This is a genomic window from Bradyrhizobium sp. USDA 4503 (assembly GCF_054055815.1).
Genome location: NZ_JBSRXS010000001.1, coordinates 4,060,308 through 4,087,186 on the forward strand (window position 1 = coordinate 4,060,308; position 26,879 = coordinate 4,087,186).

Annotated in this window: 24 protein-coding genes; 11 read left to right on the forward strand and 13 right to left on the reverse strand. The window is 66.0% G+C overall.

Translation table 11 applies throughout. From position 1 onward, the window contains the following. Nucleotides 1-299 precede the first annotated feature (299 nt). The gene (locus ACVMIH_RS19740) at nt 300-2,084 is read right to left on the reverse strand and encodes a tetratricopeptide repeat protein (RefSeq protein WP_456782424.1); all 1,785 of its coding nucleotides are present in this window, start codon (nt 2,082-2,084) and stop codon (nt 300-302) included. Between the two features lie 434 nt (nt 2,085-2,518). Beyond that, nucleotides 2,519-4,177, reverse strand: a complete 1,659-nt coding sequence (locus tag ACVMIH_RS19745; protein WP_253589323.1) for an electron transfer flavoprotein-ubiquinone oxidoreductase — start codon at nt 4,175-4,177, stop codon at nt 2,519-2,521. Nucleotides 4,178-4,362: 185 nt separating this feature from the next. Between ACVMIH_RS19745 and ACVMIH_RS19750 the strand changes: the two genes are divergently transcribed. Further along, a complete protein-coding gene (locus ACVMIH_RS19750; RefSeq protein ID WP_456863074.1) occupies nt 4,363-5,193 on the forward strand; it encodes a uracil-DNA glycosylase in 831 nt (276 codons plus the stop codon). Nucleotides 5,194-5,273: 80 nt separating this feature from the next. Here the strand turns inward: ACVMIH_RS19750 and ACVMIH_RS19755 are convergent, their stop codons facing one another. From ACVMIH_RS19755 to ACVMIH_RS19770, 4 genes are all read right to left on the reverse strand, one after another. Next, entirely contained in the window at nt 5,274-6,782 is a 1,509-nt protein-coding gene (locus ACVMIH_RS19755) for a glycosyltransferase family 39 protein (protein ID WP_057017005.1), read from the reverse strand. Between the two features lie 321 nt (nt 6,783-7,103). Further along, entirely contained in the window at nt 7,104-7,880 is a 777-nt protein-coding gene (locus ACVMIH_RS19760) for a ribonuclease HII (protein WP_057017004.1), read from the reverse strand. A gap of 94 nt (nt 7,881-7,974) precedes the next feature. Beyond that, nucleotides 7,975-8,421 (reverse strand): VOC family protein, encoded by a 447-nt coding sequence (locus tag ACVMIH_RS19765; RefSeq protein WP_456863078.1) that lies wholly within the window; start codon nt 8,419-8,421, stop codon nt 7,975-7,977. A 117-nt stretch (nt 8,422-8,538) separates the two neighbouring features. Beyond that, on the reverse strand, nt 8,539-9,705 hold the full coding sequence (locus ACVMIH_RS19770; protein ID WP_141342983.1) for a PA0069 family radical SAM protein: 1,167 nt from the start codon (nt 9,703-9,705) through the stop codon (nt 8,539-8,541). 164 nt (nt 9,706-9,869) lie between these two features. On the opposite strand from ACVMIH_RS19770, the gene ACVMIH_RS19775 reads away from it, so the two are divergent. Beyond that, nucleotides 9,870-10,439: a glycosyl transferase gene (locus tag ACVMIH_RS19775; RefSeq protein WP_456863081.1), complete on the forward strand. Its 570-nt coding sequence runs from the start codon at nt 9,870-9,872 to the stop codon at nt 10,437-10,439. A 45-nt stretch (nt 10,440-10,484) separates the two neighbouring features. Then, nucleotides 10,485-11,426 carry a bifunctional helix-turn-helix transcriptional regulator/GNAT family N-acetyltransferase gene (locus ACVMIH_RS19780; RefSeq protein WP_057017001.1) on the forward strand — a complete coding sequence of 314 codons (942 nt, stop codon included), beginning with the start codon at nt 10,485-10,487 and terminating at the stop codon, nt 11,424-11,426. Between the two features lie 114 nt (nt 11,427-11,540). Here ACVMIH_RS19780 and moaB read toward each other — a convergent pair whose 3' ends face one another. From moaB to ACVMIH_RS19795, 3 genes are all read right to left on the reverse strand, one after another. Continuing rightward, the gene (moaB, locus tag ACVMIH_RS19785; RefSeq protein WP_076830310.1) at nt 11,541-12,104 is read right to left on the reverse strand and encodes a molybdenum cofactor biosynthesis protein B; all 564 of its coding nucleotides are present in this window, start codon (nt 12,102-12,104) and stop codon (nt 11,541-11,543) included. 184 nt (nt 12,105-12,288) lie between these two features. Further along, entirely contained in the window at nt 12,289-13,227 is a 939-nt protein-coding gene (gene ypfJ, locus ACVMIH_RS19790; RefSeq protein ID WP_057016999.1) for a KPN_02809 family neutral zinc metallopeptidase, read from the reverse strand. A 70-nt stretch (nt 13,228-13,297) separates the two neighbouring features. Then, on the reverse strand, nt 13,298-13,501 hold the full coding sequence (locus ACVMIH_RS19795) for a hypothetical protein (RefSeq protein WP_156436184.1): 204 nt from the start codon (nt 13,499-13,501) through the stop codon (nt 13,298-13,300). Between the two features lie 108 nt (nt 13,502-13,609). Between ACVMIH_RS19795 and ACVMIH_RS19800 the strand changes: the two genes are divergently transcribed. From ACVMIH_RS19800 to ACVMIH_RS19810, 3 genes are all read left to right on the forward strand, one after another. Continuing rightward, on the forward strand, nt 13,610-14,743 hold the full coding sequence (locus ACVMIH_RS19800; RefSeq protein WP_057016998.1) for a site-specific DNA-methyltransferase: 1,134 nt from the start codon (nt 13,610-13,612) through the stop codon (nt 14,741-14,743). A 187-nt stretch (nt 14,744-14,930) separates the two neighbouring features. Next, nucleotides 14,931-15,257, forward strand: a complete 327-nt coding sequence (locus ACVMIH_RS19805) for a hypothetical protein (RefSeq protein WP_057016997.1) — start codon at nt 14,931-14,933, stop codon at nt 15,255-15,257. 136 nt (nt 15,258-15,393) lie between these two features. Continuing rightward, complete coding sequence (locus tag ACVMIH_RS19810) at nt 15,394-16,080, forward strand: glutathione S-transferase family protein (protein ID WP_028334792.1); 687 nt, start codon at nt 15,394-15,396, stop codon at nt 16,078-16,080. A gap of 78 nt (nt 16,081-16,158) precedes the next feature. On the opposite strand, the gene ACVMIH_RS19815 is transcribed toward ACVMIH_RS19810, so the two are convergent. After that, nucleotides 16,159-16,581 carry a nuclear transport factor 2 family protein gene (locus ACVMIH_RS19815; RefSeq protein WP_057016996.1) on the reverse strand — a complete coding sequence of 141 codons (423 nt, stop codon included), beginning with the start codon at nt 16,579-16,581 and terminating at the stop codon, nt 16,159-16,161. Between the two features lie 151 nt (nt 16,582-16,732). Here ACVMIH_RS19815 and ACVMIH_RS19820 point away from each other — a divergent pair, with 151 nt between their 5' ends. Further along, nucleotides 16,733-17,647: a LysR family transcriptional regulator gene (locus ACVMIH_RS19820; protein ID WP_057016995.1), complete on the forward strand. Its 915-nt coding sequence runs from the start codon at nt 16,733-16,735 to the stop codon at nt 17,645-17,647. Nucleotides 17,648-17,812: 165 nt separating this feature from the next. Here the strand turns inward: ACVMIH_RS19820 and ACVMIH_RS19825 are convergent, their stop codons facing one another. Beyond that, a complete protein-coding gene (locus ACVMIH_RS19825) occupies nt 17,813-18,430 on the reverse strand; it encodes a glutathione S-transferase family protein (protein WP_253625577.1) in 618 nt (205 codons plus the stop codon). A 170-nt stretch (nt 18,431-18,600) separates the two neighbouring features. Between ACVMIH_RS19825 and ACVMIH_RS19830 the strand changes: the two genes are divergently transcribed. Next, nucleotides 18,601-19,866 carry a flavin-dependent oxidoreductase gene (locus ACVMIH_RS19830; RefSeq protein ID WP_076830300.1) on the forward strand — a complete coding sequence of 422 codons (1,266 nt, stop codon included), beginning with the start codon at nt 18,601-18,603 and terminating at the stop codon, nt 19,864-19,866. Nucleotides 19,867-20,018: 152 nt separating this feature from the next. Here the strand turns inward: ACVMIH_RS19830 and ACVMIH_RS19835 are convergent, their stop codons facing one another. Next, a complete protein-coding gene (locus ACVMIH_RS19835; protein WP_253625576.1) occupies nt 20,019-20,438 on the reverse strand; it encodes a PaaI family thioesterase in 420 nt (139 codons plus the stop codon). A 147-nt stretch (nt 20,439-20,585) separates the two neighbouring features. Then, complete coding sequence (mutY, locus tag ACVMIH_RS19840; protein WP_057016992.1) at nt 20,586-21,677, reverse strand: A/G-specific adenine glycosylase; 1,092 nt, start codon at nt 21,675-21,677, stop codon at nt 20,586-20,588. Between the two features lie 142 nt (nt 21,678-21,819). Here mutY and ACVMIH_RS19845 point away from each other — a divergent pair, with 142 nt between their 5' ends. The 3 genes from ACVMIH_RS19845 (at nt 21,820) to smc (ending at nt 26,876) form a co-directional block, all read left to right on the forward strand. Next, nucleotides 21,820-22,299 carry a DUF721 domain-containing protein gene (locus ACVMIH_RS19845; protein ID WP_028334785.1) on the forward strand — a complete coding sequence of 160 codons (480 nt, stop codon included), beginning with the start codon at nt 21,820-21,822 and terminating at the stop codon, nt 22,297-22,299. 121 nt (nt 22,300-22,420) lie between these two features. Then, nucleotides 22,421-23,077, forward strand: coding sequence for a DsbA family protein (locus ACVMIH_RS19850; protein WP_076830481.1), 657 nt, complete (start codon nt 22,421-22,423; stop codon nt 23,075-23,077). 334 nt (nt 23,078-23,411) lie between these two features. Then, nucleotides 23,412-26,876, forward strand: coding sequence for a chromosome segregation protein SMC (gene smc, locus ACVMIH_RS19855; RefSeq protein ID WP_057016991.1), 3,465 nt, complete (start codon nt 23,412-23,414; stop codon nt 26,874-26,876). Nucleotides 26,877-26,879: the final 3 nt, after the last annotated feature.

The following is a 26,879-nucleotide window of genomic DNA, read 5'->3' on the forward strand; positions in this document are numbered from 1 at the left end:
AACATCGTGATGCGATTAGCGTAAATCGCCGTACGATCCTATCCCTTTGTTTGGATGGAAATTCCGCCATGACTCGTCATGCCCGGGCATAGCCGTCTGAAGGACGGCGTCGCTTCCGCTCGCCTATGACCCGGGCATCTATCAACCAAGAACGAATTTCTCGAAGGGATGGATGGCCGGGTCAAGCCCGGCCATGACGGGCAAACGTCAATGCCCGGGACATCTTGCGCGAAGACGCGCTTCGCGCTTTTGCCCGGGCATCACGGTATTTTATGAAGATGCAGCGCGACGACCGCCGCTCAGCCGCCCTTGCCGTCGTCGTCCTTCTTCTTCTCGGCGGCGGCGGCGTTGGAGGTGTCATCCGGCAGGCCGTTGTCGATCTTGGCCTGGATCTTCGGCAGCTCTTCCGGCTCGGGCTTGAGGTCGCGGGCATGCGCCCACTGGAACTTGGCTTCCAGGGTGCGGCCGACGCGCCAGTAAGCGTCGCCGAGATGGTCGTTGATGGTCGGATCTTCCGGCTTCAGATCGATCGCGCGCTCGAGGTTCTTCACCGCCTCCTCGTAATTGCCGATCCGGTAATAGGCCCAGCCGAGCGAGTCCACGATGTAGCCGTCGTCGGGGCGCTGATCGACGGCACGCTTAATCATCTTCATGCCTTCGTCGAGGTTGATGCCCTGGTCGATCCAGGAATAACCGAGATAGTTCAGCACATGCGGCTGCTCGGGCTGCAGCTCGAGCGCCTTGCGCATGTCGGCCTCGGCCTTGTTCCACTGCTTGGAGCGCTCCTCGCAGATGCCGCGATAGTAATAGGTGACCCAGGCGTTCTTGTCGCCGCCGGCCGGCAGTGCGTCGATCGCCTGCGAATAGGTGGTGGCGCAGTCGGCGAACTTCTTGCGGCCGCGCTCGATATTGCCGAGCGCCAGGATCGCCTCGATGTCCTTCGGCTGATCCGATGTGACTTCCTTGAGGATCTTGATCGCCTCGTCGCTGCGGTCGGCGGCATCGAGATTGGTCGCGAGCTGGATCTGCGCGTTGCGCTTGAGCGGCGAGGACGCCGGCATCCGCTCATAGACCTTGATCGCCATCTGCGGCTTCTTCACCGATTCATAGAGATCGGCGAGCGACAGCAGCGCCAGCGGATGGTTGGGCTGCAGATAGAGCGCGAGCTGCAGATAGACCAGCGCGAGGTCCTCGCCGCCGCGGCGGGTCAGCGTCGCGCCGATGCCGTAGAGCGCCTCGGCCGCGCCGGCCTGCGGCGACTCGACCAGCGGCGGCAGCTTCTTGCCGGCCTTGGTCTCCTTGATGCCTTCCAGCACCAGCGGGTGACGCGGCAGCTTCTTGTCGAAGGCCTCGTACATCGCGGTCGCGGCGGCCGCGTCCTTGTTGCGCGAAGTCCAGCGCGCATATTCGTCGACCGTGCGCAGCATCGAATCGTCGAGCTTGTAGACGCGCTCGAAGCGGGCGCCGGCATCCTTCTCCTTGCCGGACAGCTCATAGATCATGCCGGCATGCAGGTCCTTGAAGATCGGGTACCACTCGGGGCCGGTCAGCTTGTCGATCGAGGCAACCGCGGCCTTGCTGTCGCCGGCGCCATAGGCGGCCCAGGCCGACAGCAGCGTCGCGACGAGATCGGTGATCGGGCCGCGCACCGACTGGTTGATGTTGGACTGCGCGGCGGCATATTTCTTCAGCTTGAGATCGCGCACGCCGACGACCAGGCGCGCGACGCGGTTGGCCTTGTCCTGGGTCAGGATGCGGTCGGCAAGCTTGACCGCCTCCTCGATGTCGCCGTCGGCGAGCGAGGAGATGAAGGCGCGGTCGAGCAGCTCGGAATTCTTCGGGTCGGTGCGCAGCGCCGAGCGGTAGAACGTCGCGGCCGAGGTCGCATCGCGCTCGACGCTGGCGTGGCGGGCGGCGAGATAGCTGCCGGCGGTGGTCAGCGACTTCAGGTCGTTCTTGGACGGGAATTGCGCGGTATTGTCGGTCGGATGGTCCGGCGTTTGCGCTGCAAGCTGCGCAGGCACGGCAAGGGCTGCGGCAGCGAAAACGGCAATCGTCAGGCGGTGGAATCGGGTGGACAGCATCACGGTCGCCTTGCTCCAGGGATTTACGCCAAGATGGATTTTATGGCCAAGATCTTGCGATCAGTCTCAAAATGCGAACCCAAGCGGCGGCATCACGGCGGGGGACAATGCCGCTTTTGGCGCTTATCCGCAAGGATCGCCCAAAGGCAACCCATGACGAATCAATTGGCAGATTAGGCCTTTAGGCCCGCCGATCCAGCCAGCCTCCGCAAGACGCTTCCACTATGGCGGTATCGTGACCGGGCCGGGCATATTCGCGCGCGGACGCAAAAAGGCGCGAGATAAGGGTGCCACGGCACCCCTTTTTGCGTCTTCCGTTGTAACCTGAAGTGCAATCCGGCCGCTCCACGCGCGGAGAGGCCAAGCGGAGGTTGCGGCAACTCGCGCGGCCGCCTCACGCAAATGTGGTCGGCCGCCTCGAGCTCACCCTGGCCTCACATTGCCTCGTAGTTCGGACCGCCGCCGCCCTCCGGCGGAACCCAGGTGATGTTGCCGTTGGGGTCCTTCACGTCGCAGGTTTTGCAGTGGACGCAGTTCTGGGCGTTGATCTGGAAGCGCGGACCCGTCGATTCCTCGACCCATTCATAAACGCCGGCCGGGCAATAGCGGTTGGACGGACCGGCGAACACGTCGTGTTCCGAGGTCTTCTGCAGATTGAGGTCGGCGACCTTGAGATGGACCGGCTGGTCCTCCTCATGGTTGGTGTTGGACAGGAACACCGACGACAGCTTGTCGAACGAGATCTTGCCGTCCGGCTTCGGATAGGCGATCGGCTGGTGCTGCTTGGACGGATCGAGCGTCTTGCGGTCCGGCTTGGCGTGCGACTGGGTGCCGAACAGCGAGAAGCCGAGCGTGTTGCACCACATGTCGAAGCCGGAGAGCACCGTTCCGAGCATGTTGCCGAACTTCGACAGCAACGGCTTGGCATTGCGGACCTTGAACAGGTCCTTGCCGATCGCCGACGAGCGCCAGGCGTTCTCGTACTCGACGAGCTCGTCATTGGCGCGTCCGGCGCCGAGCGCGGCCGCGACATGCTCGGCGGCGAGCATGCCGGAGCCCATCGCGTTGTGGACGCCCTTGATGCGCGGCACGTTGACGAAGCCCGCCGCGCAGCCAATCAACGCGCCGCCCGGGAACGAGAGCCGGGGCACCGACTGGTAGCCGCCCTCGGTGATGGCGCGCGCGCCATAGGCGAGCCGCTTGCCGCCCTCGAACAGCTCGCGGACATCGGGATGGGTCTTGAAGCGCTGGAATTCGTCGAACGGCGACAGATAGGGATCGTTGTAGTTCAGATGCACGACGAAGCCGACCGCGACGCGGTTGTCGTCGTAATGATAGAGGAACGAGCCGCCGCCGGTCCTGTCGTTCAGCGGCCAGCCGAGCGTGTGCTGCACCCGACCCTTCTTGTGCTTCGCCGGGTCGATCTGCCAGACCTCCTTGAGGCCGATGCCGAACTTCGGCGGCTCGGAGTTGGCATCGAGATTGAACTTCGCGATCAGCTGCTTGGACAGCGAGCCGCGTGCGCCTTCGGCGAACAGCGTATATTTGCCGAGCAGCTCCATGCCGCGGGTGTAGGAATCCTTGTGGCTGCCGTCCCTGGCAATGCCCATGTCGCCGGTGGCGATGCCGCGCACCGCGCCCTTGTCGTCATAAAGCACTTCGGCCGCGGCAAAGCCCGGATAGATCTCGACGCCGAGCGCTTCCGCCTTCGGTGCCAGCCAGCGGCAGACATTGCCGAGCGAGCCGATGTAGCAGTGATGATTGTTCATCAGCGGCGGCATGATGAAGTTCGGCAGGCGGAACCAGCCTTGCGACGTCGTCCAGTAGAAGCGGTCGTCCTTGACCTGCGTCTTCAGCGGACAATCGGCGTCGTCGCGCCAATCGGGCACGAGCTTGTCGAGCCCGGCCGGATCGATCACCGCACCCGAGAGGATGTGCGCGCCGACCTCGGAGCCCTTCTCCACCACGACGATCGAGAGCTCCGGATTGAGCTGCTTCAGCCGGATCGCGGCCGACAGGCCCGACGGGCCGGCGCCGACGATGACGACGTCGAATTCCATAGACTCGCGCGGAGGAAGGTCTTCAGCATTCATGATCTTTGATCTCAGCCCATTGAGAACGCTTCTAAGCTTTTCACGGGTCGTTGTTTCCGATTTTTGGCGGAAGGACAACCATGGAATTGCGCTTCCATGGGTTTGCACGGCCCGGGTACCGCAAGAAAATAATCTTTTCCGAAAACCGCCCTCCACTTTTCTGGTCGATGCTCTAGATTGCGCCCATGATGGCCCTGCCGCCCGAGCCCACCCCTACACTGCAGCAATTGCTGGCCTTTTACCTCGAGGCCGGGGTCGATTGCGCGCTTGGCGATGCGCCGATCAACCGGCTCGATGAGCCGGAGCCAGTTCCCGCCCCAGCCGCGCCGCGCCCATCAGTTGCACTCAATCCGCTGCGTCCGCCGCCGATGCCGTCAGTTCCGCGCAGCGAAATCACCGTGGCGCCGGATGCCGCGATCGCTTCCGCGCGCGAGGCTGCGCGGACTGCGCCGACGCTTGAAGCCCTGCGCAGGCTGATGGAGAATTTCGACGGCTGCGCGCTCAAGCACACCGCAACCAGGCTGGTGTTCGCCGACGGCAATCCGCAGGCGCGCGTGATGTTCGTCGGCGAGGCGCCGGGCCGCGACGAGGACATCGAGGGCCTGCCGTTCGTCGGCCGCTCCGGCAAGCTGCTCGACCGCATGATCGCGGCGATCGGGCTCGACCGCAGCAAAGCCTATATCGCCAACGTGATCCCGTGGCGGCCGCCCGGCAACCGCACGCCGACGCCGCAGGAGACGCAGGTGTGCCTGCCCTTCATCCAGCGCCATATCGAACTCGTGAATCCCGACGTGCTGGTGACGCTCGGCAATCCCTCGACACAGGCGCTGCTCGGCACGCGCGAGGGCATCATGCGCACGCGCGGCAAATGGATCGACTACGACACCGGCACCCGCACGATCCGCGCCGTCGCCACCTTCCATCCCGCCTATCTGCTGCGCTCGCCGTCGTACAAGCGGCTGTCGTGGCAGGATCTGCGCGCGATCGCGAAGGTGTTGCAGGTGGCGAGCGCGTAGCTTCGTAGCCCGGATGGAGCCAACGGGTCGCGCGGACGCGCGCCCCGTTGGCTTCATCCGGGCTACGGCTCCACGTCAAATCACGTCCCCTTCGGCCGCACGATCGCCCAGCCGATCCGCAGCACCGGCTGCCGTCCGTTGACCAGCCGGTCGAACGAACGCGGCACTTCCGGCACGAGGCCGGGGAAGCGCTGCGCGATGTCGGGCGGCGGCGTGCCGGCGGTGTCCTGTGCGCGCCACACCACGACGCCGCCGGTCTCGTTGAATTTTGCGACCGACAGCCACGGCGTCCGCCGCGGCGTGGCGTCGAGCAAGAGATGCGGGCGCCGGCGGTTCATCGCAATCAGGCTGGCAAGTTCGGGATCGCCGGCCACCGCGCGCAGGCGCTGGTTGGTGCGGCGCTCATAGCTGTCATCGAAGAAGCGGCCCATCGCGGCTGCCGGCAGCGAGGTGGACGCCTCCGTGGTGCTGGTCCAGGGAAGGAACAGCGCCGCCGCCAGCGCGAGCGCTGCAGGCGCCGCGACCGCCAAGGCCCAGACCGAACGCAGCAGCCGCTGCCGCCTGAGCGGGATCAGTTCGCCGGTCGCGACCACGACGGCAAGCCCGGACATCAACAGCGCCACTCCGGCGCCGCCGAAGGCGCGATCGAGATTGAACAGCGCGGAGACGAAGCTGCTCGCGATCGCCGGCGCGAACGCGAAGAAATACACGAATTGCCGCGCCAGCGGACTGACCGGCGGGCGGTTGATGATCGGGGCATCCTCGGTCTTGCCGGCGAACCAACGCGAATTGAGGATCGCCAGCAGCGCGATCGCGGCGGTCGCCACGATCAGACCGCCGAGCACCACGCCCCAGCGCAGCGCGCGCGCCTTGAGATCGGCGAGTGCCGGCAAGGCCGGCAGCGCCAGGACGTCGGCGCGGAGCATCCAGATCAGGTAGGGCAGCGCCAGCACGATGATGACGAGCAGCGCGTAGATCGGATCGACCGATTTGAGCATGCGCCGCCCGCGCTCGGTTGCGAGCGCAAAGCCGGTCACGAGCAGGATCATGCCGATCGCCGCCGGCGTCGTCAGCAGCAGGAGGCCGCAATCGATCGACCAGGCGAACCAGGCGCTGCGCCGGTTCTGCCCGATCAGTTGCCAGGAATGCAGCAACAGCAGCGCCCAGAGCGGGCGCGCCAGGATCAGCGGACCGAACTCGACGCTTGGCGAGGAGAACACCACGACCGTCATCGACAGCAGCACTGCCAGCACGCCCTGCGGGCCACCGACGATGGAGCGCGCCAAGGCGTAGAAGGCGATGAAGGTGACGATCTCGCAGACCTGCGCCAGGAGATAGACGCCGAACACGTGATTCCCGACGGCGCGGAAGGCGATGTCGGCGAGCCAGAACGCGAGCGGCGGCCCCATGTCGGTGCCGACCTGATATTCGCGGCCGAAGGCGAGGATGGTGGCGAGGTTGCCGGGCGGACTGCCGTAGAAGATGGCCGGCAGGAACAGCCAGATCGCGGCCTGCGCCAGCACCACGATCCAGACCACGAGGCGCGGCCGGGCGCGGATCAGTTCGACAACCAGGGAGGTAAACCGCATGAAACGCCTGAAATGCCCCAGCCACCCGTATCAAGCGGCGCCATCTGATCCCGAGGTTTTTTGATAAACGGCGGCGGCGATGGAGGCAACCGGGCTGGATGTGTCCACGGTGCAAAGTCAAACATCGCTGTCATGCCCCGCGAAGGCGGTCATCCAGTACGCCGCGGCGGCCAGGCTTGAGCACGACGGTCTCTGGAATACTGGATCGCCCGGTCCCGTCTTCGCCAAGGCTTCGACGAGGCCAGGGCCCCCTGGCGCGCCGAAGCTTTAGCGGAGGCGGCGAGCCGGGCGATGACACCGAGAGTGCGGCGCCGCCGCGCTTTACGCCGCTTCGGATGCCGCGGCTTCGCTTTCGGCGTCCACCGTGAACAGGTCGGGCTCCGCCGGGACCGGGAAATGCTTCAGCCGCGCCGCGACGACGGGAGCGAAGAAGCTACGGTGATGGCTGCTGGGGCCGAGCCGGTCGAGCGCCTCGAGGTGCTCGGGGACGGCATAGCCCTTGTGCTGCTCGAAGCCGTAGCCGGGGCAATCCAGCGCCAGCGCGCACATCAGGCGGTCGCGCGTCACCTTGGCGATGATCGAGGCCGCCGCGATCGAGGCCACCATGCCGTCGCCGCCGATCACGGCGTCGCAGTCGCAGGGCGTGGCGAGCTTGTCGCGGCCGTCGACGAAGACATGCTTCGGCATTTCCGGCAGCGCATGCACCGCGCGCGCCAGCGCCCACAGCGAGGCGCGCAGGATGTTGTCGCGGTCGATCCGCGCCCGTGACGCCACCGCGACCGAGAACGCTGCTGTCGCGCAGATTTCCTCGAACAGTTCCTCGCGGCGCTCGACGGTCAGCCGCTTCGAATCATCGAGGCCCTTGGGTATCCGATTTGGGTCCAGCACCACGGCGGCGGCGACCACCGGGCCCGCCAGCGGCCCGCGCCCGGCCTCGTCGCAGCCGGCGACCGGCCAGACGCCTCGCTTGATCAGCGCGCGCTCGCGCCGAAAGCTCGGCCGCGTCACCACGATGACGCGCTTGTCCGGCTTGGCCGGCTCGGCCGGCTTCTTCTTCGACGCGGTCTTTGACCTGCGATTGGACTTGTCCCGAATCATGCGGGGATCGTGATCAAGCCCGGCCCGCGGCGCAACCGGGAACCTGGCGCCCTTCCCCGTTATTCAATCCGCCACCCTAATCGGGATCGGCGCTCTAATCGGGGATTGACACCCGGCGGTCGTCGCGAACCTCAAAGCCCGGCGCGCGCACCACTTCCCAGGCGTGGCCGTCGGGATCGCCGAAATAACCGCAATAGCCGCCATAGCTGGTCGGCTGCGCGGGTTTCAGCAGCCTGGCGCCTTTCGACAGCGCGAACGCCATCACACGATCGACCTCGGCGGCGTCGTTGCAGTTCCAAGCGATCGCGACGCCGCGGAACGCTGAAGGCCGTGGCTGATCCGGCAGCCCGGCATCGGCAGCGAGCAGATGCCACGGGAACAGGCCGAGCACGGTGCCGCCGGTCTCGAAGAAGGCGACCTCCTCGCCGGTCGCGCGCATCTTCCTGGAGAAGCCGAGCGATTCATAAAAGCCGATGCTGGCGCGCATGTCACTGACGCCCAGCGTGAGGACGGTGAAGCGTGCGGTCGGGGCGTTACTCATGTTTACCTTTCCCGTCGTTGCGAGCGAAGCGACGCAATCCATTGTTCCACATATTCGGATGCATGGATTGCTTCGTCGCTTCGCTCCTCGCAATGACGATCATCACTTTGCTGGCACCTAAAACAAGCTCAGCTGCTGCCCGCTGCGCTTCGGCTTGGCGAAGTGATCGGTGGTCAGCTTGGTCCGCCGCTTGTTGAGGCCGAGCTTTTCGCAGGCGATCTCGAAGCGGCGGCCGATCATCCAGGCCATCGGGCCGGTGCCCTTCATCCGCGTGCCCCATTGCGAGTCGTAGTCGCGGCCACCGCGCATGTCGCGGATCAGCGTGAAGACGTGACGGTAGCGATCGGGATAGTTGGCCATCAGCCATTCGCGGAACAGATCGCGCACCTCGAGCGGCAGCCGCAGCAGCACATAGCTCGCCTCCCTGGCGCCGGCATGTGCGGCGGCATCGAGGATGCGCTCGATCTCGGAATCGTTCAGCGCCGGGATCACGGGTGCGACCATCACCGTGGTCGGGATGCCGGCATCCGTGAGCCGCTTGATCGCCTCGAGCCGCTTCGGCGGGGTCGAGGCGCGCGGCTCCATGGTGCGGGCGAGTTTCGGGTCGAGCGTCGTCACCGAGAGCGCGACCTTGGCGAGATTGCGCTTGGCCATACGTACCAGGATGTCGATGTCGCGGGTGACCAGCGCCGACTTGGTGACGATGCCGACCGGATGGCCGGCGCGCTCCAGCACCTCGAGGATGCCGCGCATGATCTTCCGGTCGCGCTCGATCGGCTGATAGGGATCGGTGTTGGTGCCGATCGCGATCATCCGCGCCTCGTAGTCCGGTGCCGCCAGCTCCTTCTCGAGCAGCGCGGGTGCGTCCGGCTTGGCGAACAGCTTCGATTCGAAGTCCAGCCCCGGCGACAGGCCGAGATAGGCGTGGGTCGGCCGCGCGAAGCAATAGACGCAGCCGTGCTCACAGCCGCGATACGGATTGATCGAGCGGTCGAAGCCGATGTCGGGCGAGTCGTTGCGGGTGATCACCTTGCGCGAGGTGTCGAGCGCCACGCTGGTCGCAAATGGCGGCAGGTCCTCGAGGCTCTGCCAGCCGTCGTCGAAGGCAACGCGCGCCTCGGCCTCGTAGCGGCCGCTGGCGTTGGACTGCGCGCCGCGGCCGCGCCGCCGCTCGCGCTCGATCGCGACCGCAAGCTCGGGAAAAGGGGAAGGTGCACCCGCCGGGTTATCGGAGGGCGCCGTTACCGGCGGGTGCTTGAGGGCATGAGAGGATGCTCGGCTCATGCTTTGAAGCTAACACAGCACGAGAACAAATCAAGAACATGAACGGAGAAATTCCACAAAACCTTGCTACAAAATTCTGCAGGCGAACAGGCTGCTTTGAATATGACAAGGTGATAACACGGCCGGAGTTTCTCCACCGTTTGAGCCATCGAAGCCTCAAAATCATGCTGAGCGTGATCATTCCAACCGACGGCGTCGAGCGCACCGCGGTCGTAACATTGGCGGCGCTGGTGCCGGGCGCGGCCGCGGGCGTCATCCGCGAAGTGCTGCTGGTCGACCGCAGCCACAGCGATGTGATGGAGCGCGTCGCCGACGTCGCCGGCTGCCGCTTCCTGCGCTTCGAGGGCACGCGCGCCGCCGCGCTTGCGGCAGGCGCGCGGCAGGCGCGGTCGCCCTGGCTGATGTTCCTGCATCCGGGCGCCGTGCTCGATGCCGGCTGGATCGAGGAAACCCCCCAGTTCATCCAGATGGTGGCGGCCAGCGGCAAGGACCGCGCCGGCATCTTCCGCTACGCCCGCGCACCCTACACCGACCCGGGCCTGCGCGACGGCCTCAAATTCGTTGCCCGGATGATCACCGGGCCCTCGGCCGAACAGGGCCTTTTGATCGCGCGCGAGCATTACGAGCGGATCGGCGGCTACCGGCCCGATGCCCGCCGCTCCGAGGCGCGCCTGCTGCGCCGGCTCGGCCGTTCCTCCCGCACCATGCTGCGGAGCCGGATCATGGTGGCCTGAACAAAGCGCTTGCGGATTATTTGATTCCGTCAAATAATATGCTTGATGAAATCAAACTTCCATGACACCACGCTCGAGAGCCAGGTCGCCGCGGTCCGCGGCTTCAGCCGGTTCTATACCCGCAAGCTCGGCATCATCGAGCCGAAGCTGTTGCACTCACCATTCACGCTGCAGGAAGCGCGGATCATCTACGAGCTCGCGCACCGCGAAAATTGCACCGCAACCGATCTGGTGCGCGATCTCGAACTCGATGCCGGCTTCGTCAGCCGCACGCTGGCGGCGCTGCAAAGGCGCCAGATCGTGACGCGGAAGCCATCGAAGGCCGACAAGCGCGTCAACGAGGTGGCCCTCACCGCCAAGGGCCGCACTGCTGCCGCCGATCTCGACTGCCGCTCGCGCAGCGAGGTCGGGACGCTATTGAAGCAGATGGACGGCGACCGTCGCGCCGCGGTGGTGCGCGCCATGGGCACGATCGAGCAATCGCTGGAGCCGCCGGCCGAGAAACCGGTCGGCTTCCTGCTGCGCAGCCATCGCGTCGGCGACATGGGTTGGGTCGTCTCGCGGCAGGGACAAGCCTACGCGGAGGAGTATGGCTGGGACATTAGCTACGAGGCGTTGGTGGCCGAGATCTGCGCGCAGTTTCTGCGATCGTTCGATCCGGCGCGCGAGCATTGCTGGATCGCGGAGGTCGACGGCGAGCCGGTCGGCTCGGTCTTCCTGGTCGACGGCGGCGACGGGGTCGCCAAGCTGCGCCTGCTGCTGGTGGAAGAAAAGGCGCGCGGGCTCGGCGTCGGCCGCGCACTGGTCGAGCAATGCATCCGCGCCGCGCGCGAGAAGGGTTACAAGAAGATGACGCTGTGGACCCAGAGCATCCTGGTCGCCGCGCGCGGCATCTACGCCCGTGCCGGCTTCGAGCGGGTCAAGGAAGAAAAGCACCACAGCTTTGGCGTCGACCTAGTCGGCGAGACCTGGGAGCTGGAGTTGTAGGGCTCTTTACCCTCCGGCGTCATTCCGGGGCGATGCGCAGCATCGAACCCGGCATCTCGCGCCACAATCTCTGGATTCCGGGTTCGCGCTTCGCACGCCCCGGAATGAGGGAGGCTAAGCGCTCGCGCCTTTCGCCTTCGGGCGGCGCAGATGTTCATCCAGCCGCGGCATGATCTCGACGAAATTGCAGGGGCGCGTGCGGTAGTCGAGTTGCGCCGCCAAAATGCCGTCCCAGCCGTCGCGGCAGGCGCCGGGCGAGCCGGGCAGGCAGAAGATGAAGGTCGCGCCCGCAACGCCAGCGGTGGCGCGGCTCTGGACAGTCGACGCCCCGATCTTGGCGTGGCTCAGCATGTGGAAGGCGATCGAAAAGCCGTCCATCCGCTTCTCGAACAATGGCTCGACCGCCTCCGGCGTCACGTCGCGGCCGGTGAAGCCGGTGCCGCCGGTGGTGATGACGGCATCGACAGCGGGATCGGCGATCCAGCGCCGGATCACGGCTCTGATCGCCTCGACATCGTCGGTGACGATCTCGCGCGCCGCGAGCTTGTGGCCGGCCGCGGTGAGACGGTCGGCCAGCGTGGTGCCCGACTTGTCATCCGCCAGCGAGCGGGTGTCGGAAATCGTCAGTACTGCGATATTGAGCGGGATGAATGATTTGGATTCGTCGAGTGAGGACATTTGCACCTCTTTCCATCCCGCTGACGACATCCTGAGGTGCTCGCCTCGCGGTGCACTTGCATCACTGGGCGAGCACCTCAGGATGGGCCACGGGCTCCGTCATCCTTCGGGGCTCGCTAACAGGCGAACATATCCCGAGTGAGCGCGTTCGCGCTCATCCGGGGATGACGCTACCGGCACACGGCTACAAGCTACCGCCGAACGTGTTGCAGGCCTGCACGGTGCCCTGCTGGTAGCCCCTCATGAACCACTCCTTGCGCTGCGCGGCGGAGCCGTGGGTGAAGGAATCAGGCACCACCCTGCCCGTCGCCTGCCGCTGCAGCGTGTCGTCGCCGATCGCGTTCGCGGTGGTCAGCGCGGCGTCGATGTCGCCGGCCTCGAGGAAGCCCGGCCGCTTCTTCTCCTCGCGGTTGACCCAGACGCCGGAAAGGCAATCGGCCTGCAGCTCGACCTTGACCTGCAGCGCGTTGGCCTCGGCCTTGCTGCCGGCCTGCTGCTGCAGCCGATTCACGCGCGGAATGATGCCGAGCAGGTTCTGGATGTGATGGCCGGCCTCATGCGCGATGATATAGGCCGCGGTGAACTTGCAGGCGTTGCCCGAGCAGCCGCGGAAGCGCGTCTCGACCTCGCGGAAGAAGCCGGTGTCGAGGAAGATGGTCTTGTCCGGCGGGCAGTAGAACGGTCCCATCGCCGACTGCGCCATGCCGCAGCGGCCGCCATTCGTGGCATTGCGGAACAGCACGATCTTCGGACCGGTGTAGGTCTGCCCGCTGGCCTTGAAGATCTCGCTCCAGCGATCGTCGATCTCACCAAGGATGCCGGCGATCATGCTGCCCATCTCGTCGGTCGGGGCGCCGCGCTTGGCCTGGCCGCCTGACGACTGCCGGTCGGTCTGGTAGGTCGGCGCCTGGCCGCCGCCGGTGAGAATCTCGGCGCCGCCGATCAGGATGCGCGGGTCGATGCCGAAGGCATAGCCGAGCAAGCCGAGCACGATGATGGTGCCGATGCCGAGCCCGCCACCACCCATCGGAACGCCGAAGCCGCCACCGCCCCCTCCGCCCATCCCGCCTTCATCGCGACGATCTTCGATGTCGTCGCTGCGGCGGAAATCATCATAGCGCATGGTGGTTTCCCTTCATTCCAGTCGGCGACCCGACGCGGGACACTCCAACTTAAAATTTCCATTCTGTTAATCAATATCCTGCCCGGCAATAATTGCCTAGTCCGGAAGAGGCGCATCCCTTGCGGTGCAAACGGTTGCCAATGAGCGCAAATTTACCGCGCGAATCGTGCCGGTTTGATGATCCGCAAATTTTTTCGCCGAACGCGCTGATGTTGCAGCACAACGCCGGTGGCATCGCGACGTGCCGCGCAAAAGATGCTGCAATCTTTTGCATGAAGATTTCCAATTAAGTCGATTTTTACTTTGCCGGGTCAATGTGACGTCAGTCGGTTGTTTAGTCCCGCGTCGCCGACAGCGTCGCCTGAGTCAGAGTTCTTGAGTCATGGTAGTGTCGCGTCGCGGGGCGTCTGCAAGGGCGCCCCGCACTAAATTTGAGAGTGCCCCATCGAGCCACATCGTCATTGGCGATTGCGTGGCCGAATTGTCGAAGCTTCAGGCCGGCTCGGTCGACCTGGTCTTCGCGGATCCTCCCTACAATCTGCAGCTCAAGGGCGACCTCAAGCGCCCCGATGAGTCGCATGTCGATGCCGTCAACGACGACTGGGACAAGTTCTCGTCGTTCGCTGCCTACGACGATTTCACCCGCGCCTGGCTGCTGGCCTGCCGCCGCGTGATGAAGCCGTCGGCAACGCTGTGGGTGATCGGCTCCTATCACAACATCTTCCGCGTCGGCGCGATCATGCAGGACCTCGGCTTCTGGCTCCTGAACGATATCGTGTGGCGCAAGTCCAATCCGATGCCGAATTTCCGCGGCCGCCGCTTCACCAATGCGCACGAGACCATGATCTGGGCCGCGCGCGACGAGAAGGCCAAGGGCTACACCTTCAATTACGAAGCGCTGAAGGCGTCCAATGAGGACGTGCAGGCACGCTCCGACTGGCTGATCCCGCTGTGCACCGGCGAGGAGCGCCTCAAGGACGGCGACGGCAAGAAGGTGCATCCGACGCAGAAGCCCGAGCAGCTGCTCGCCCGCGTGTTGCTGTCGTCCTCGAAGCCCGGCGATCTCGTGATCGATCCGTTCAACGGCACCGGCACCACCGGCGCCGTCGCCAAGCGCCTCGGCCGCAGCTATATCGGCTTCGAGCGCGACAAGGCCTATGCCGCCGCCGCCGAGGCGCGCATCGCCGCGATCGAGCCGCTGCCGGAAGCAACGCTGGCGCCGTTCATGACCGCGCGCGAGGCACCGCGGGTGGCGTTCTCCGAACTGATCGAACGCGGCATGATCGTGCCGGGCGCCAGGCTGGTCGACGCCAAGAAGCGCCACGGCGCCCTGGTGCGCGCCGACGGCGCCATCATGCTCGGCGACAAGGTCGGCTCGATCCACCGCATCGGCGCGGTCGCGCAGGGCTCCGGCGCCTGCAACGGCTGGACCTTCTGGCACGTCGAGACCAAGAGCGGCCTGCGGCTGATCGACGAGCTGCGCGCCGAGATCCGCTCCGAGATGGCGGCGGGCTGAGGCAAGCCGACTAATCTTCCTCGTCATTCCGGGCTCGCCGCTTCCCGGCGCCCTCAGATGCGCAATTGCGCACCGGGGAATGACACGTTGGGAAAGATGACGCCGTCTTGAATGCGGCCCGCCTTGTTGCGCCGCGACGGCGGGACTAGATTCGGTCCCACCACTTGCCGCTTCGACTGGTCGCCCGATGCGCAGACAATCCGAGACACTGCTGCTGGTGCCGCTGCTGCCGGTCTTCCTGCTCGGCATGTTTCCGATGCTGCTGATCGGCCTGCTCGGATTCTTCGGCCTGATCATTTTCGGCATCCTGCTCGTCTGCGTCGGCCTGACGCTCGCCCTCGAGGCGCATGGCGAGTTCAATGAAGAGATCATCGTCCATGGTTACGCGCGGGGATCAGAACGCGCGGCGCAGGTCTCCCATTTGCGTGCTGCGACCCGCTCCGCCGCCGCGCTGGACGTCGCGGGCATCGCGCTGGTCGTCGCGGGTATCCTGGGCTTCTTCTGGGCCGGCTGACCAGCGCGCCACGCGACCCTGATTCACAAACTCGTCGCTTGCGCCGCGGCGTGAAATTTGCGCAAGAGGAGCCGGTCTGCGGCCTTCCCCGCCGCGTCGCGATCTCGCCGGCTACAAGAACCAAGGGAGTCCCTTCATGATCAAATTCTATTTCAATGGTGCGCCGAACCCGAACAAGGTCGCGCTGTTCCTCGAAGAGTCCGGCCTGCCGTTCGAGGCGATCCCGGTCGATACCCGCAAGGGTGAGCAGTTCGCGCCGGAATTCCTCAAGGTCAACCCGAACGGCAAGGTGCCGGCGATCGACGATGACGGCGTGCTGGTGTTCGATTCGAACGCGATCCTGCTCTACCTCGCCGAGGAGCACGGCAAGTTCCTGCCCGCCAATACGCCGGCCAATCGCGCCGCGACGCTGTCCTGGCTGATGTTCATCGCGACCGGCCTCGGCCCCTATTCCGGCCAGGCCGTGCACTTCAAGCACTTCGCGCCGAAGGATCTCGACTACGCCAACAACCGCTACCAGTACGAGGCGCACCGCCATTACAAGATCCTCGACGATCACCTGGCGAAACAGCGCTACATGGTCGGCGACAGCTACACGATCGTCGACATGGCGTTCTGGGGCTGGGCGCGGATGGCGGCGTTCATCCTCGGCGAGGAAGGCTACGCCAAATATCCGAACGTCAAGCGGCTGGTCGACGAGATCTCGGCGCGGCCGGCGGCGGCGCGCGCGATCGCGCTGAAGGACAAGCACACCTTCAAGGCCGAGATGGACGACGCTGCGCGCGACATCATGTTCGGCCACCTCAAGTCCAAGGTGGCGTAAGCCAATCCACACGACGGCAAGACCACGGCGCCCGGATGGGCGCCGTCTTCGTTTGTGCCGCCCGTTAGCGGCGGACCGCTACGCCGGAAACGCGCCGAGCGCCTTCTCGGTCAGGACCGAGTCGCAATATTCCCGCACCTCCTTGATCCGACCACCGTCGAAACGGAACACCAGGCAATAGTCGTTGTCGTAGCGCTGACCTTGCTTGGTGAGGTTGTCGCCCTTGGCCTCGATCACGACGATGTCGCCGTCGGCGATGATGCGATGGGCGACGGTGCGGCCGCGCTCGACCAGTTTCGAGCGGACATGGCCGTGCAGATCGTTGATGATCGACTGCTTGCCGGTGAACGTACGCGACCAGGAATATTGCCCGGTCACGGTCCAGATCGCGTCGTCGGCAAGCGTTGCCATGAACAGCGAGTTCTCGCGCACCGCAGGATCGGGACTGCCTGCGATCACGAACATCTCCTGCACCAGTTTCTTGTTGTCGGCTGCGCTCATGGCGCGTCTCCTTGCGATTGATAGACCCTGATTTCAGGCGTTTCCTCACGCGATGCGGTCTTCGGCTCTCGTGAAAAACGCCTTGCCCGCAATCCTGCGGCGCCTGCGCGCATTCTTCCAATCGATAGGTAGTATGATATATATTCACTCGATGAATTTGAATTCGCTTGACCTCAATCTGCTGGTCGCGCTCGACGCCCTGCTGCGCGAAGCCAATGTCAGCCGCGCGGCGATGCGGCTCAATCTGTCGCAACCGGCGACCAGCCACGCGCTGCAGCGGCTGCGCGACCTGATCGGCGATCCGCTTTTGGTGCGCACCGGCGCGCGGATGGAGCTGACGCCGCGGGCGCAGGCGTTGCGCTCGCCGCTGGCCCATGCGCTCGACCAGGTGCGCGCGCTGTTCGTCTCCGACGATTTCGACGCCGCGCGCAGCGACCGGCACTTTCGCCTGATGATGCCCGACCTCGCGGTCGAGCTCCTGATGCCGCCGCTGATGGAGAAGGTGACGCAGATCGCGCCGAACGTCACCATCGACGTGGTGCCGTGGCGGGGACCTGCGATCTTCACGCCCGAATTCGCCCGCACCATCGATCTCGTGATCTCGATCGGCGACTCCTTCAAGGGCTTTCACCGCCAGCGGCTCTACACCGACAGCGACGCGCTCGCGGTGCGGCGCGGGCACGGCGTCGGCACGAAGCTGAAGAAGCGCGAGGCGTTCCTCGCAGCGCGCCATGTCGCCGTGGTCATCCGCGGCCAGAACGAGGACCTGATCGACAGCTGGCTGCGCGCCAAGGGCATCGAGCGGCGGATCGCGCTGGTGGTGCCGGGTTATATCGAGGCGCTGCACGTCACCGCGCGCACCGACCTCGTCGCCTTTGTGCCGCGCCGGCTGATCTCGGCGCTGTCGAAGCAATTGTCGCTGATGACGGTGACGCCGCCGCTCGATCCAGGGATCGACGAGCAGCACATGTTCTATCCGACCCGTGCCCAGTTGGACCCGGGCTCGCTGTGGCTGCGCAAGCTGATGCTGGAGACCGGACGCGAGCTGGAGACGGGGAAGGTGTAGCCCAGCTCTCTCCACACGTCGTCCCGGCGAAGGCCGGGACCCATAACCACAGGGTTGCGTTGTGAGAGCGGGCTGCGGCCCCAACGTCGCGTAACAACGATCCTTGGTGGTTATGGGTCCCGGGTCGCGCTGCGCTTGCCCGGGACGACACCGAATTTTTGGGCCTTACGCCCTCTGCTCCGCCAGCACCTTCTGCACCGCCGGGCGGCCCTCCATCGCCGCGCGATGCGACTTCACCTTGGGCAGCGTTGCGATGTCGACGCCATCGCCGTCGAGCCACAGGGTCAGCGTGTAGAGATAGGCATCGCCGACGGTGTAGTTCTCGCCCATCACCCACGGGCCCTTCAGCATGTCGCGCTCGATCAGGTTGAAGCAGGCGCCCATGGTCTTCGGCACCATCGCCTTCATGTCGGCGAACGACGTCTCCTGCGTCGCCCAGCGCGGACCGCGCATCTTGTGGGCGTGACAGATATGCACCGTCGAGCACAGATAGGAGTTGAAGGCCTGCAGCCTGGCGAATTCGAAGGCGTCGTCGGGCGCGAGCTTCGCCTGCGGAAAGCTCTGCGCGATATAGGCCAGCATCGCCGGCGTCTCGGTCAGCACGCCGCGATCGGTCACCAAAGTGGGCACGCGGCCCTTCGGATTGATCTTCAGGTATTCCGGGCTGTTCTGCTGGTTGGTCTTGAAGTCGATCTTCTCGGTCGTGTAGGGCGCGCCGGCCTCGGCCAGCGCGATGTGGGACGCGAGCGCGCAGGTGCCGGGGGCAAAATAGAGCTTGAGCATGTTGCTGTCCTCTCCGAGCCTTGTCGGTTCGTTGCGAACGCGGCTCTGGTTCTTGTTCTGACGGCGCGGAGGTTAGCGGCAGCCCCCTTGGCCGTCCACCCCGCGCGCCGCGGACCTTGCCCGCGGCGGTGCCGTCGTGCGATGACCATGGCCAATCGAGGGGATTTTTCATGACTGTGCTCATTGCAGGTGGCGGAATTGGCGGGCTGACGCTGGCGCTCAGCCTGCACCAGATCGGCGTGCCGGCCCGCGTCTTCGAGAGCGTGCCCGAGCTGCGGCCGCTCGGCGTCGGCATCAACGTGCTGCCGCATGCGGTGCGCGAACTGATCGAGCTCGGCCTGCACGATGTGCTCGACGCTTCAGCGGTGCGCACCCGCGAGCTCGCCTATTTCTCAAAGCACGGCAAGCCGATCTGGAGCGAGCCGCGCGGGCTCGAGGCCGGCTACAAATGGCCGCAATTCTCGATCCATCGCGGCCGGCTGCAACAGCTGCTGCTCGATGCCGCGACCGAACGGCTGGGGGCTGCGAACATTCTCACCAGCCATCACCTCACCGGCTGGACCGAGACCGCCGACGGCGTCCGCGCCGATTTCATCGATCGCGCCACCGGCAAGCCCGCCGGCAGCTATGACGGCGTGGTGCTGATCGCCGCCGACGGCATCCATTCGGCGGTGCGCGAGAAGCTCTATCCGCAGGAGGGGCCGCCGATCTGGAACGGCCGCATCCTGTGGCGCGGCATCACCCGCGGCGATGCCTTCCTGACCGGCCGCACCATGATCATGGCCGGCCACGAGATCCTGAAATTCGTCTGCTACCCGATCTCGAAGGAGGCAGGCCCCGACGGCAAGTTCGACATCAACTGGGTCGCCGAGCGACACATGCCGCCGACCTATCAATGGCGCCGCGAGGACTACAACCGGACCGCAAAGCTCGACGAGTTCCTGCCGTGGTTCGAGAGCTGGAATTTCGACTGGCTCGATGTCCCCGGCCTGATCCGGAACTGTCCGCATGCCTACGAATATCCGCTGGTCGATCGCGATCCGATCCCGCAATGGACCTTTGGCCGCGTCACGCTGATGGGCGATGCCGCGCATCCGATGTATCCGATCGGCTCCAACGGCGCCTCGCAGGCGATCCTGGATGCGCGCGTGCTGACGCGCGAGATTCTGGCGCATGGCCCGACGCAGGCGGCACTCGCGGCCTATGAGGCCGAGCGGCGGCCTGCGACCACGGACCTCGTGATGCTGAATCGCCGCAACGGCCCGGAGCAGGTGATGCAGCTGGTCGAGGAGCGCGCGCCTGACGGCTTCAAGGTTGTCACCGACGTGCTGTCGCAGCAGGAGCTGGAAGACATCGCCGCCAACTACAAGCGCGTCGCCGGTTTCCAGGTCGAGGGACTGAACGCCAAGCCGCCGATCGTGCAGCGGGCAGGCTGAGTTGTAGCGCGGCGCACTATGTATCACCGTCACCCTGAGGAGCCGCGAAGCGGCGTCTCGAAGGGTGCACGGCCCGGCCGGTGGCCGTGCATGCTTCGAGACTCGCTCCGCTCGCACCTCAGCATGACGGACTTACCAATGCAGGCGCGGCTTCATCGCAGCGCGCGCGCCGCCTCCACCAGGCGGATGCTGCTGCTCGCGGTCGCGAGCAGTGTGCCGTCGGCGGCGCTCAGCTTTCCCTCGACGAAGGCAATGGTCTTGCCGAGTTGCGTCACCGTCGCCTCGCCGGTGATCGGCCCGGGTTTTGCCGGCGCCAGGAAATTCACGGTCATCGTGATGGTCGTGGTGAAGAGCCGGCCCTCGGTCATCACGAACACCGCCGGCCCCATCGTATCGTCGAGCATCGCCGAGAGCATGCCGCCCTGGATAAAGCCGGCCGGATTGCAAAACTCCGGCTTGCCGTCGAACACGATCCTGATCCAGCCCTCCTGCGGACGGGCGTCGACCACGTGCCAACCCAGTAGCTTTGCGACGGGCGGCATCGGAATGCGGTCGAGTGCGGTTACGATCATGGCGGCCTCCGGCTTCCGGAGGTGATAGCGAAGCCCTGCTGCCAGCATGGTGTCAGCAGGTCAGAGCATGATCCGGAAAAGTGGGAACCGGTTTTCCGAAAAAATCATGCTCAAAAAAATGAGCCGATGATGTGATTCATCGCATCGTCAGAGATCGAGCCCATGCGCGATGACCTTGCGCATCACGTTCGGAAACGCCTCGCCGTCCAGCGTCGCCACCGGCACCCAGCGCATGCCATCCGGCGCGCGGCTCCGCGGCGGCACGCTGGCAGTGTAGACGACGAGCTCCAGCGGGAAGTGCGTGAACACGTGGGTGACAACGCCCGCCTTGCGGTGCCAGCGCGTGACGCCCTTCAGGTCCGGCGCCTGCGCCAGCCCCGCCGCGTCCTCCTGCTCGGCCAGCCATTGCGATCCCGGCACCTCGGTCATGCCGCCGAGCAGGCCTTTCTCCGCGCGCGAGCGCACCAGAAGCTCGCCGCCGCGCGTCACCACGAAGGCCGCGCCGCGGCGCAAGATGCCGCTCTTCTTCGGTGCCTTGCGCGGGAACGTTTCCTGATCGCCGCGCGTGCGCGCCGCGCAGTCGTCATTCAGCGGACACAATGCGCAGGCCGGCTTCTTCGGCGTGCAGATCGTCGCGCCCAAATCCATCAGCGCCTGAGCACTGTCGCCGGCGCGGGACGGGCCGAGCAATGTCGCCGCCATCTCTTTGATCAGCGGCTTGGCCTGCGGCAGCGCCTCCTCGATGGCGTAGAGCCGACTGACCACGCGCTCGATGTTGCCGTCCACCGGCATGGTGCGGCGGTCGAAGGCGATGGCGGCGATCGCGGCCGCGGTGTACGGCCCGATGCCGGGCAGCGCGCGCAGGCCCTCCTCGGTGTCCGGAAACACCCCGCCGTGGTCGCCCATCACCGCGACCGCGCAGGCGTGCAAATTGCGCGCCCGCGAATAATAGCCGAGCCCGGCCCACATCCTCAGGACGTCGTCGAGCGAGGCACGCCCAAGCGCGGTCACGTCGGGCCAGCGCGACACGAATTTCTCGAAATAGGGCCCGACCGCCCGTACCGTGGTCTGCTGCAGCATGATCTCCGACAGCCAGACGCGATACGGATCGGCCCGCTCCCCCGCCACCGCGCGCCACGGCAGCGTCCGGCGATGCCGGTCATACCAGGCGAGCAGACGCGCCGGGCGGTCGGCCTGCTGATCGGTCGATTTGATTTTGGCGGCAGCGCGAGAACTCATGAACGCATCTTAAGCCACATCTCGCCATGTCATGCCCGCGCTTGACCCGGGCATCCACGTCTTTCTTCGCCCGGCACGGAAAACGCCGCCACAATGATGAACACGGTTTCAGCCACATCACCACCACTGCTATAACCCTCCCATGTCCAGACCCGGCCCGATCAGCGCCAAGCCCCTGTCGATCCTGCTCAGCGATGTCTTCACCGACGCCTATGCCAAGCAGGGCTTTGCCGCGCGCGAATTGGTGACGCGCTGGACCGAGATCGCGGGCGAGCGGATCGCGGCCTATTGCGAGCCGCTGAAGATGCAGTGGCCGCGGCCGGTGGAGGGACAGCCGCAGGAGCCGGCGACGCTGGTGCTGCGGGTCGAAGGGCCGATGGCGCTGGAGATCCAGCACTCCTCCGACGTCATCCTGGAACGGGTGAACCGCTTCTTCGGCTGGCATGCGGTCGGCCGCCTGACCATCCGACAGGCGCCGCTCTCGCGCCGCAGCCGCCCGGTACGGCCGCGCCCGCCGGACGCCAAAACCGTGGCCCGGGAGGCGGCCAACCTTGCGGCCGTCGAGGACGACGATCTGCGCGCGGCGCTGGCCCGTTTGGGTGCCTCGATCAAGCGAAATTGACGCTTTTCGGCGGGCCAGCCGCGAGACCGCGGCATTGCCACAATGGCCGTTTCAAGCTAGCGAAGGCTTCTTTTCGGGACCCCTTCATTGTGGCGTGAATGCGCCAATCCGGGAGCTGACCTTGATCATCACGCGCCGCGCTTTCACCACCGCTCTCTCGCTGACCGGGCTCGCCGCCCTCGCCGGCCTGTCGCCGCTGCGCCTGATCACCGACGCGTTCGCGCAGACCGCCGCCGAGGTCGCCAAGCCGCAGTCGCTGCCGGACATGGGGCTCGGCCCGCAGGACGCCAAGGTAACCATCATCGAATACGCCTCGATGACCTGCCCGCACTGCGCCAATTTCAACGAGACCGTGTTCCCGAAGATCAAGTCGACCTACATCGACCCCGGCAAGGTCCGCTACGTGTTCCGCGAATTCCCGCTCGACATCAAGGCCGCCGCCGGCTCGATGCTGGCGCGCTGTATCGCCAAGGACGACGCGCCGAAGTATTTTGCCGTGATCGACCTGTTGTTCCGCCAGCAGAACGACTGGGTGGTGAAGAACACCACCGAGACACTGACCCGGATCGGCAAGCAGGCCGGCCTCACCCAGCAGCAGGTCGAGGACTGCCTGAAGGATCAGAAGCTGCTCGACAAGATCGCGGCCGACCAGAAATACGCCAACGAGGTGCTGAAGGTGAACTCGACGCCGACCTTCTTCGTCAACGGCGAGATGCTAAAGGGCGAGACCTCGTTCGAGGAATTCAGCAAGCACATCGATCCGCTGCTGAAGAGCTGATCGGGAGCCCGCGAACCTGACGTCTTCGTGGCTCGCTTTCGAGTCGAGGCACGATAATTGTGGATGATTTGCGATCACGGCACGCAGCCGTCGCATCATTTGGTTGTTGAAAACCTGATTCGCGCGATGCGAATCATCGAGGACATGCAAGGGCCATAAAACCCTGCAAATCCCTTGGGAAAAGCTTGCTCAAGCGGTTGCCCTGACGCGCTCGCATCGCCATTGTCGCCGCTCATGAGAGCTGCACGCAGCAACTCACCCACACACCGACATTGCCTTCCATGGTATTGTCACGGCAGGGAGATTCGCGCCCGGCCAAACGAGATTTGTGTACATGAAGCTCACGCGCCTCCGCCTGCACGGTTTCAAGTCGTTCGTTGAACCCACCGATTTCATGATCGAGCCGGGCCTGACCGGCGTCGTCGGACCGAATGGCTGCGGCAAATCCAATCTCGTCGAAGCGCTGCGCTGGGCGATGGGCGAGACCTCGCACAAGTCGCTGCGCGCCGCCGACATGGACGCGGTGATCTTCGCCGGTTCCGGCAACCGTCCGGCACGCAATCACGCCGAAGTCGTGATGACGATCGACAATTCCGATCGCTCGGCGCCGGCCGCGGTGAACGACAGCCAGCTCTTGGAAATCTCCCGCCGCATCGAGCGCGAAGCCGGCTCAGTCTACCGCATCAACGGCCGCGATGTCCGTGCAAGAGATGTGCAGATCCTGTTCGCCGACGCCGCCACCGGCGCGCGCTCGCCGGCGCTGGTCCACCAGGGCAAGATCGGCGAGATCATCCAGGCCAAGCCCGAGCAGCGCCGTCGCGTGCTGGAAGACGCCGCTGGCGTTGCGGGTCTGCATGCCCGCCGCCACGAGGCGGAACTGCGGCTGAAGGCGGCCGAAACCAACCTCACCCGCGTCGAGGACGTGATCGGCCAGCTCACCGGTCAGATGGAAGGCCTGAAGAAGCAGGCGCGCCAGGCGATCCGCTACCGCGAGGTCGCGGCCAAGGTGCGCAAGTCCGAGGCGATGCTGTTCCATCTGCGCTGGATCGAGGCCAATGCCGACGTCAACGACGCCGCGCAGACCCATGATATCTCCGTGCGCGAGATGGCCGAGCGCACCCGCGAGCAGGCCGAATCCGCCCGCATCCAGGCGATCCGCGCCGCCGAATTGCCGGCGCTGCGCGATGCCGAAGCGCGCGCCGCCGCCGGCCTGCAGCGCCTGACCAACACGCGCGAGATGCTCGACCGCGAGGAGCAGCGCGCCAAGGAGCGCGTCGGCGAGCTCGATCGCCGTCTCACCCAATTCGCCCAGGACATCGCGCGCGAGCAGCAGCAGACCTCCGATGCCGACATCGCGCTGCAGCGGCTCGACACCGAAGACGCAGAGCTGAAGGAAGAGATCAAGTCGCGCGTCGAGAAGCGCTCCGGCGTCGACGAGCGCGTCGCTGAGGCCGAGGAGATCCTGGCCGCGACCGAGCGCCAGTTCTCCGAGCTGACCACGCAGCTCGCCGATCTCACCGCCAAGCGCAATCAGCTCGAAGCCGGCGTGCGCACGCATCGCGACCGCTTGGCGCGGCTCGATCAGGAGATCGCCAACGTCCAGGCCGAGGAATCCAGGCTCGCGCAGGAGACCGGCAATCTCGGCGACATCGACGCGCTGGCCGCCGCCATGGAGATGGCGCAGCAGACCCTTGCCGAGTCCGAGGCCGCCGTGCAGACCAGCGAGGCGCATCACGCCGCCGCGCGGCAGACGCTGGAAGCCTCGCGCAATCCGCTCACCGAAGCCGAGAAGCGCGTGCAGCGGCTCGAGACGGAAGCCCGCACCATCTCCAAGCTCGTCACCAGCGAGACCAAGAATCTGTGGCCGCCGATCATCGACGGCATCACCGTCGCCAAGGGCTATGAAAAGGCGATCGGCGCCGTGCTTGGCGACGACCTCGATGCGCCGGTGGATTCCTCGGCGCCGATGCGCTGGACCAATATAGGCGTGGCCGGCGAAGATCCGGCGCTGCCGGATGGCGTCGAGCGGCTGGCCGACCATGTCCAGGCGCCGCCGGAACTGGCGCGCCGCCTGGCCCAGATCGGCGTCGTCGCCAAGGAACGCGGCGCGGCGCTGGTGTCGCAGCTGAAGACCGGCCAGCGGCTGGTGTCGCTCGAAGGCGACGTCTGGCGCTGGGACGGCTTCGTCGCCGACGCGCATGCCCCGACCGGCGCCGCCCGCCGTCTTGCCGAGCGCGCCCGTCTTGTCGACATCGAGCACGAGCTGGAACAGGCCCGCATCGATGCCTCCACCAAGCGCCAGGCGCTGGAGACGGCTGAAGAGGAATTGCGCTCGGCGTCCGCCGCCGAGGGTGCCTCGCGCGAAGCCGTCCGCGCCGCCCGCCGCGAGGCCGACGCCGCGCGCGAACGTCATGCCGCCACCGAGCGCGAGATCAACCGCCACGCCGCACGCAAATCGGCGCTGACCGAGGCGCACAGCCGCGTCGCCGCCGACCGCGCCGAGGCCGAAGCCGCATATGAGAGCGCGGCTGCCGCGCTCGCCGAACTGCCGCCGGGTGTCGAGACCGAGGCCCAGCTCGCCGCGGTTCGCGCCGAGATCGACAACCAGCGCCGGGCCGCGGCACAAGTCCGCGCCGAGGCGCAGGCGCTGGCCCGCGAGGCCGAGCTCGCCGACCGCCGCGTGCAGGCGATCGTTGCCGAGCGCAACGAGTGGCAGAACCGCAAGACCAGCGCCGCTTCGCAGGTCGAGACCGTCGAGGCGCGCATCGCCGAAGTGTCGGCCGAGCGCGAGGAGCTCGCCAATGCGCCCGAAGTCTTCGCCGAGAAGCGCAGCGCGCTGATCACGGAGATCGAGCACGCCGAGGGCGATCGCCGCATCGCCGCCGACGCGCTGGCGACCGCGGAAGCCGCGATGGCGGAAACCGATCGCCTCGCCAAGGCCTCGCTCGAAGCGCTGTCCTCATCCCGCGAAGCTACCGCGCGCGCCGAGGAGCGTATGGAAGGCACCCGCCGCCGCCTCGCCGACATCGAGCGCGAGATCCACGACATGCTCGAGGTCGAGCCCAGCGCGGTCGTCGGCATGGCCGAGATCGAACCCGGCCAGGAGCTGCCGCCGGTCACGCAGGTCGAGGAAGAGCTCGAAAAGCTGCGCCGCGACCGCGAGCGGCTCGGCGCCGTCAATTTGCGTGCCGAGGAAGAGCTCAAGGAAGTCGAGACCCAGCACACCGCGCTGACCACCGAACGCGACGATCTGGTCGAAGCGATCAAGCGGCTGCGCCAGGGCATCCAGAGCCTCAACCGCGAGGCGCGCGAGCGCCTGCTGACCTCGTTCGAGACCGTTAACAACCACTTCAAGCGGCTGTTCACCGAGCTGTTCGGCGGCGGCGAAGCCGCGCTGCATCTGATCGAGAGCGACGATCCGCTCGAGGCCGGCCTCGAGATCATCGCCAAGCCGCCCGGCAAGAAGCCGCAGACGCTCTCGCTGCTCTCGGGCGGTGAGCAGGCGCTGACGGCGCTCGCGCTGATCTTCGCGGTGTTTCTGACCAACCCGTCGCCGATCTGCGTGCTGGACGAGGTCGACGCGCCGCTCGACGACCACAACGTCGAACGGTTCTGCACCCTGCTGAACGAGATGACCGGCTCGACCGAGACACGCTTCATCATCATCACGCACAATCCGATCACGATGGCGCGGATGAACCGGCTGTTCGGTGTCACCATGGCCGAGCGCGGCGTGTCGCAGCTGGTGTCGGTCGACCTGCAGGGCGCGGTGGACATCCTCGACCAGAACGTGGCTTAGGCG

Bases quoted from the DNA above. Each gene is read 5' to 3' on its own strand.
- ACVMIH_RS19740 (WP_456782424.1), bottom strand. From the start codon at position 2,084: ATGCTGTCCACCCGATTCCACCGCCTGACGATTGCCGTTTTCGCTGCC.
- ACVMIH_RS19745 (WP_253589323.1), bottom strand. From the start codon at position 4,177: ATGAATGCTGAAGACCTTCCTCCGCGCGAGTCTATGGAATTCGACGTC.
- ACVMIH_RS19750 (WP_456863074.1), top strand. From the start codon at position 4,363: ATGATGGCCCTGCCGCCCGAGCCCACCCCTACACTGCAGCAATTGCTG.
- ACVMIH_RS19755 (WP_057017005.1), bottom strand. From the start codon at position 6,782: ATGCGGTTTACCTCCCTGGTTGTCGAACTGATCCGCGCCCGGCCGCGC.
- ACVMIH_RS19760 (WP_057017004.1), bottom strand. From the start codon at position 7,880: ATGATTCGGGACAAGTCCAATCGCAGGTCAAAGACCGCGTCGAAGAAG.
- ACVMIH_RS19765 (WP_456863078.1), bottom strand. From the start codon at position 8,421: ATGAGTAACGCCCCGACCGCACGCTTCACCGTCCTCACGCTGGGCGTC.
- ACVMIH_RS19770 (WP_141342983.1), bottom strand. From the start codon at position 9,705: ATGAGCCGAGCATCCTCTCATGCCCTCAAGCACCCGCCGGTAACGGCG.
- ACVMIH_RS19775 (WP_456863081.1), top strand. From the start codon at position 9,870: ATGCTGAGCGTGATCATTCCAACCGACGGCGTCGAGCGCACCGCGGTC.
- ACVMIH_RS19780 (WP_057017001.1), top strand. From the start codon at position 10,485: ATGAAATCAAACTTCCATGACACCACGCTCGAGAGCCAGGTCGCCGCG.
- moaB (WP_076830310.1), bottom strand. From the start codon at position 12,104: ATGTCCTCACTCGACGAATCCAAATCATTCATCCCGCTCAATATCGCA.
- ypfJ (WP_057016999.1), bottom strand. From the start codon at position 13,227: ATGCGCTATGATGATTTCCGCCGCAGCGACGACATCGAAGATCGTCGC.
- ACVMIH_RS19795 (WP_156436184.1), bottom strand. From the start codon at position 13,501: ATGCAAAAGATTGCAGCATCTTTTGCGCGGCACGTCGCGATGCCACCG.
- ACVMIH_RS19800 (WP_057016998.1), top strand. From the start codon at position 13,610: ATGGTAGTGTCGCGTCGCGGGGCGTCTGCAAGGGCGCCCCGCACTAAA.
- ACVMIH_RS19805 (WP_057016997.1), top strand. From the start codon at position 14,931: ATGCGCAGACAATCCGAGACACTGCTGCTGGTGCCGCTGCTGCCGGTC.
- ACVMIH_RS19810 (WP_028334792.1), top strand. From the start codon at position 15,394: ATGATCAAATTCTATTTCAATGGTGCGCCGAACCCGAACAAGGTCGCG.
- ACVMIH_RS19815 (WP_057016996.1), bottom strand. From the start codon at position 16,581: ATGAGCGCAGCCGACAACAAGAAACTGGTGCAGGAGATGTTCGTGATC.
- ACVMIH_RS19820 (WP_057016995.1), top strand. From the start codon at position 16,733: ATGAATTTGAATTCGCTTGACCTCAATCTGCTGGTCGCGCTCGACGCC.
- ACVMIH_RS19825 (WP_253625577.1), bottom strand. From the start codon at position 18,430: ATGCTCAAGCTCTATTTTGCCCCCGGCACCTGCGCGCTCGCGTCCCAC.
- ACVMIH_RS19830 (WP_076830300.1), top strand. From the start codon at position 18,601: ATGACTGTGCTCATTGCAGGTGGCGGAATTGGCGGGCTGACGCTGGCG.
- ACVMIH_RS19835 (WP_253625576.1), bottom strand. From the start codon at position 20,438: ATGATCGTAACCGCACTCGACCGCATTCCGATGCCGCCCGTCGCAAAG.
- mutY (WP_057016992.1), bottom strand. From the start codon at position 21,677: ATGAGTTCTCGCGCTGCCGCCAAAATCAAATCGACCGATCAGCAGGCC.
- ACVMIH_RS19845 (WP_028334785.1), top strand. From the start codon at position 21,820: ATGTCCAGACCCGGCCCGATCAGCGCCAAGCCCCTGTCGATCCTGCTC.
- smc (WP_057016991.1), top strand. From the start codon at position 23,412: ATGAAGCTCACGCGCCTCCGCCTGCACGGTTTCAAGTCGTTCGTTGAA.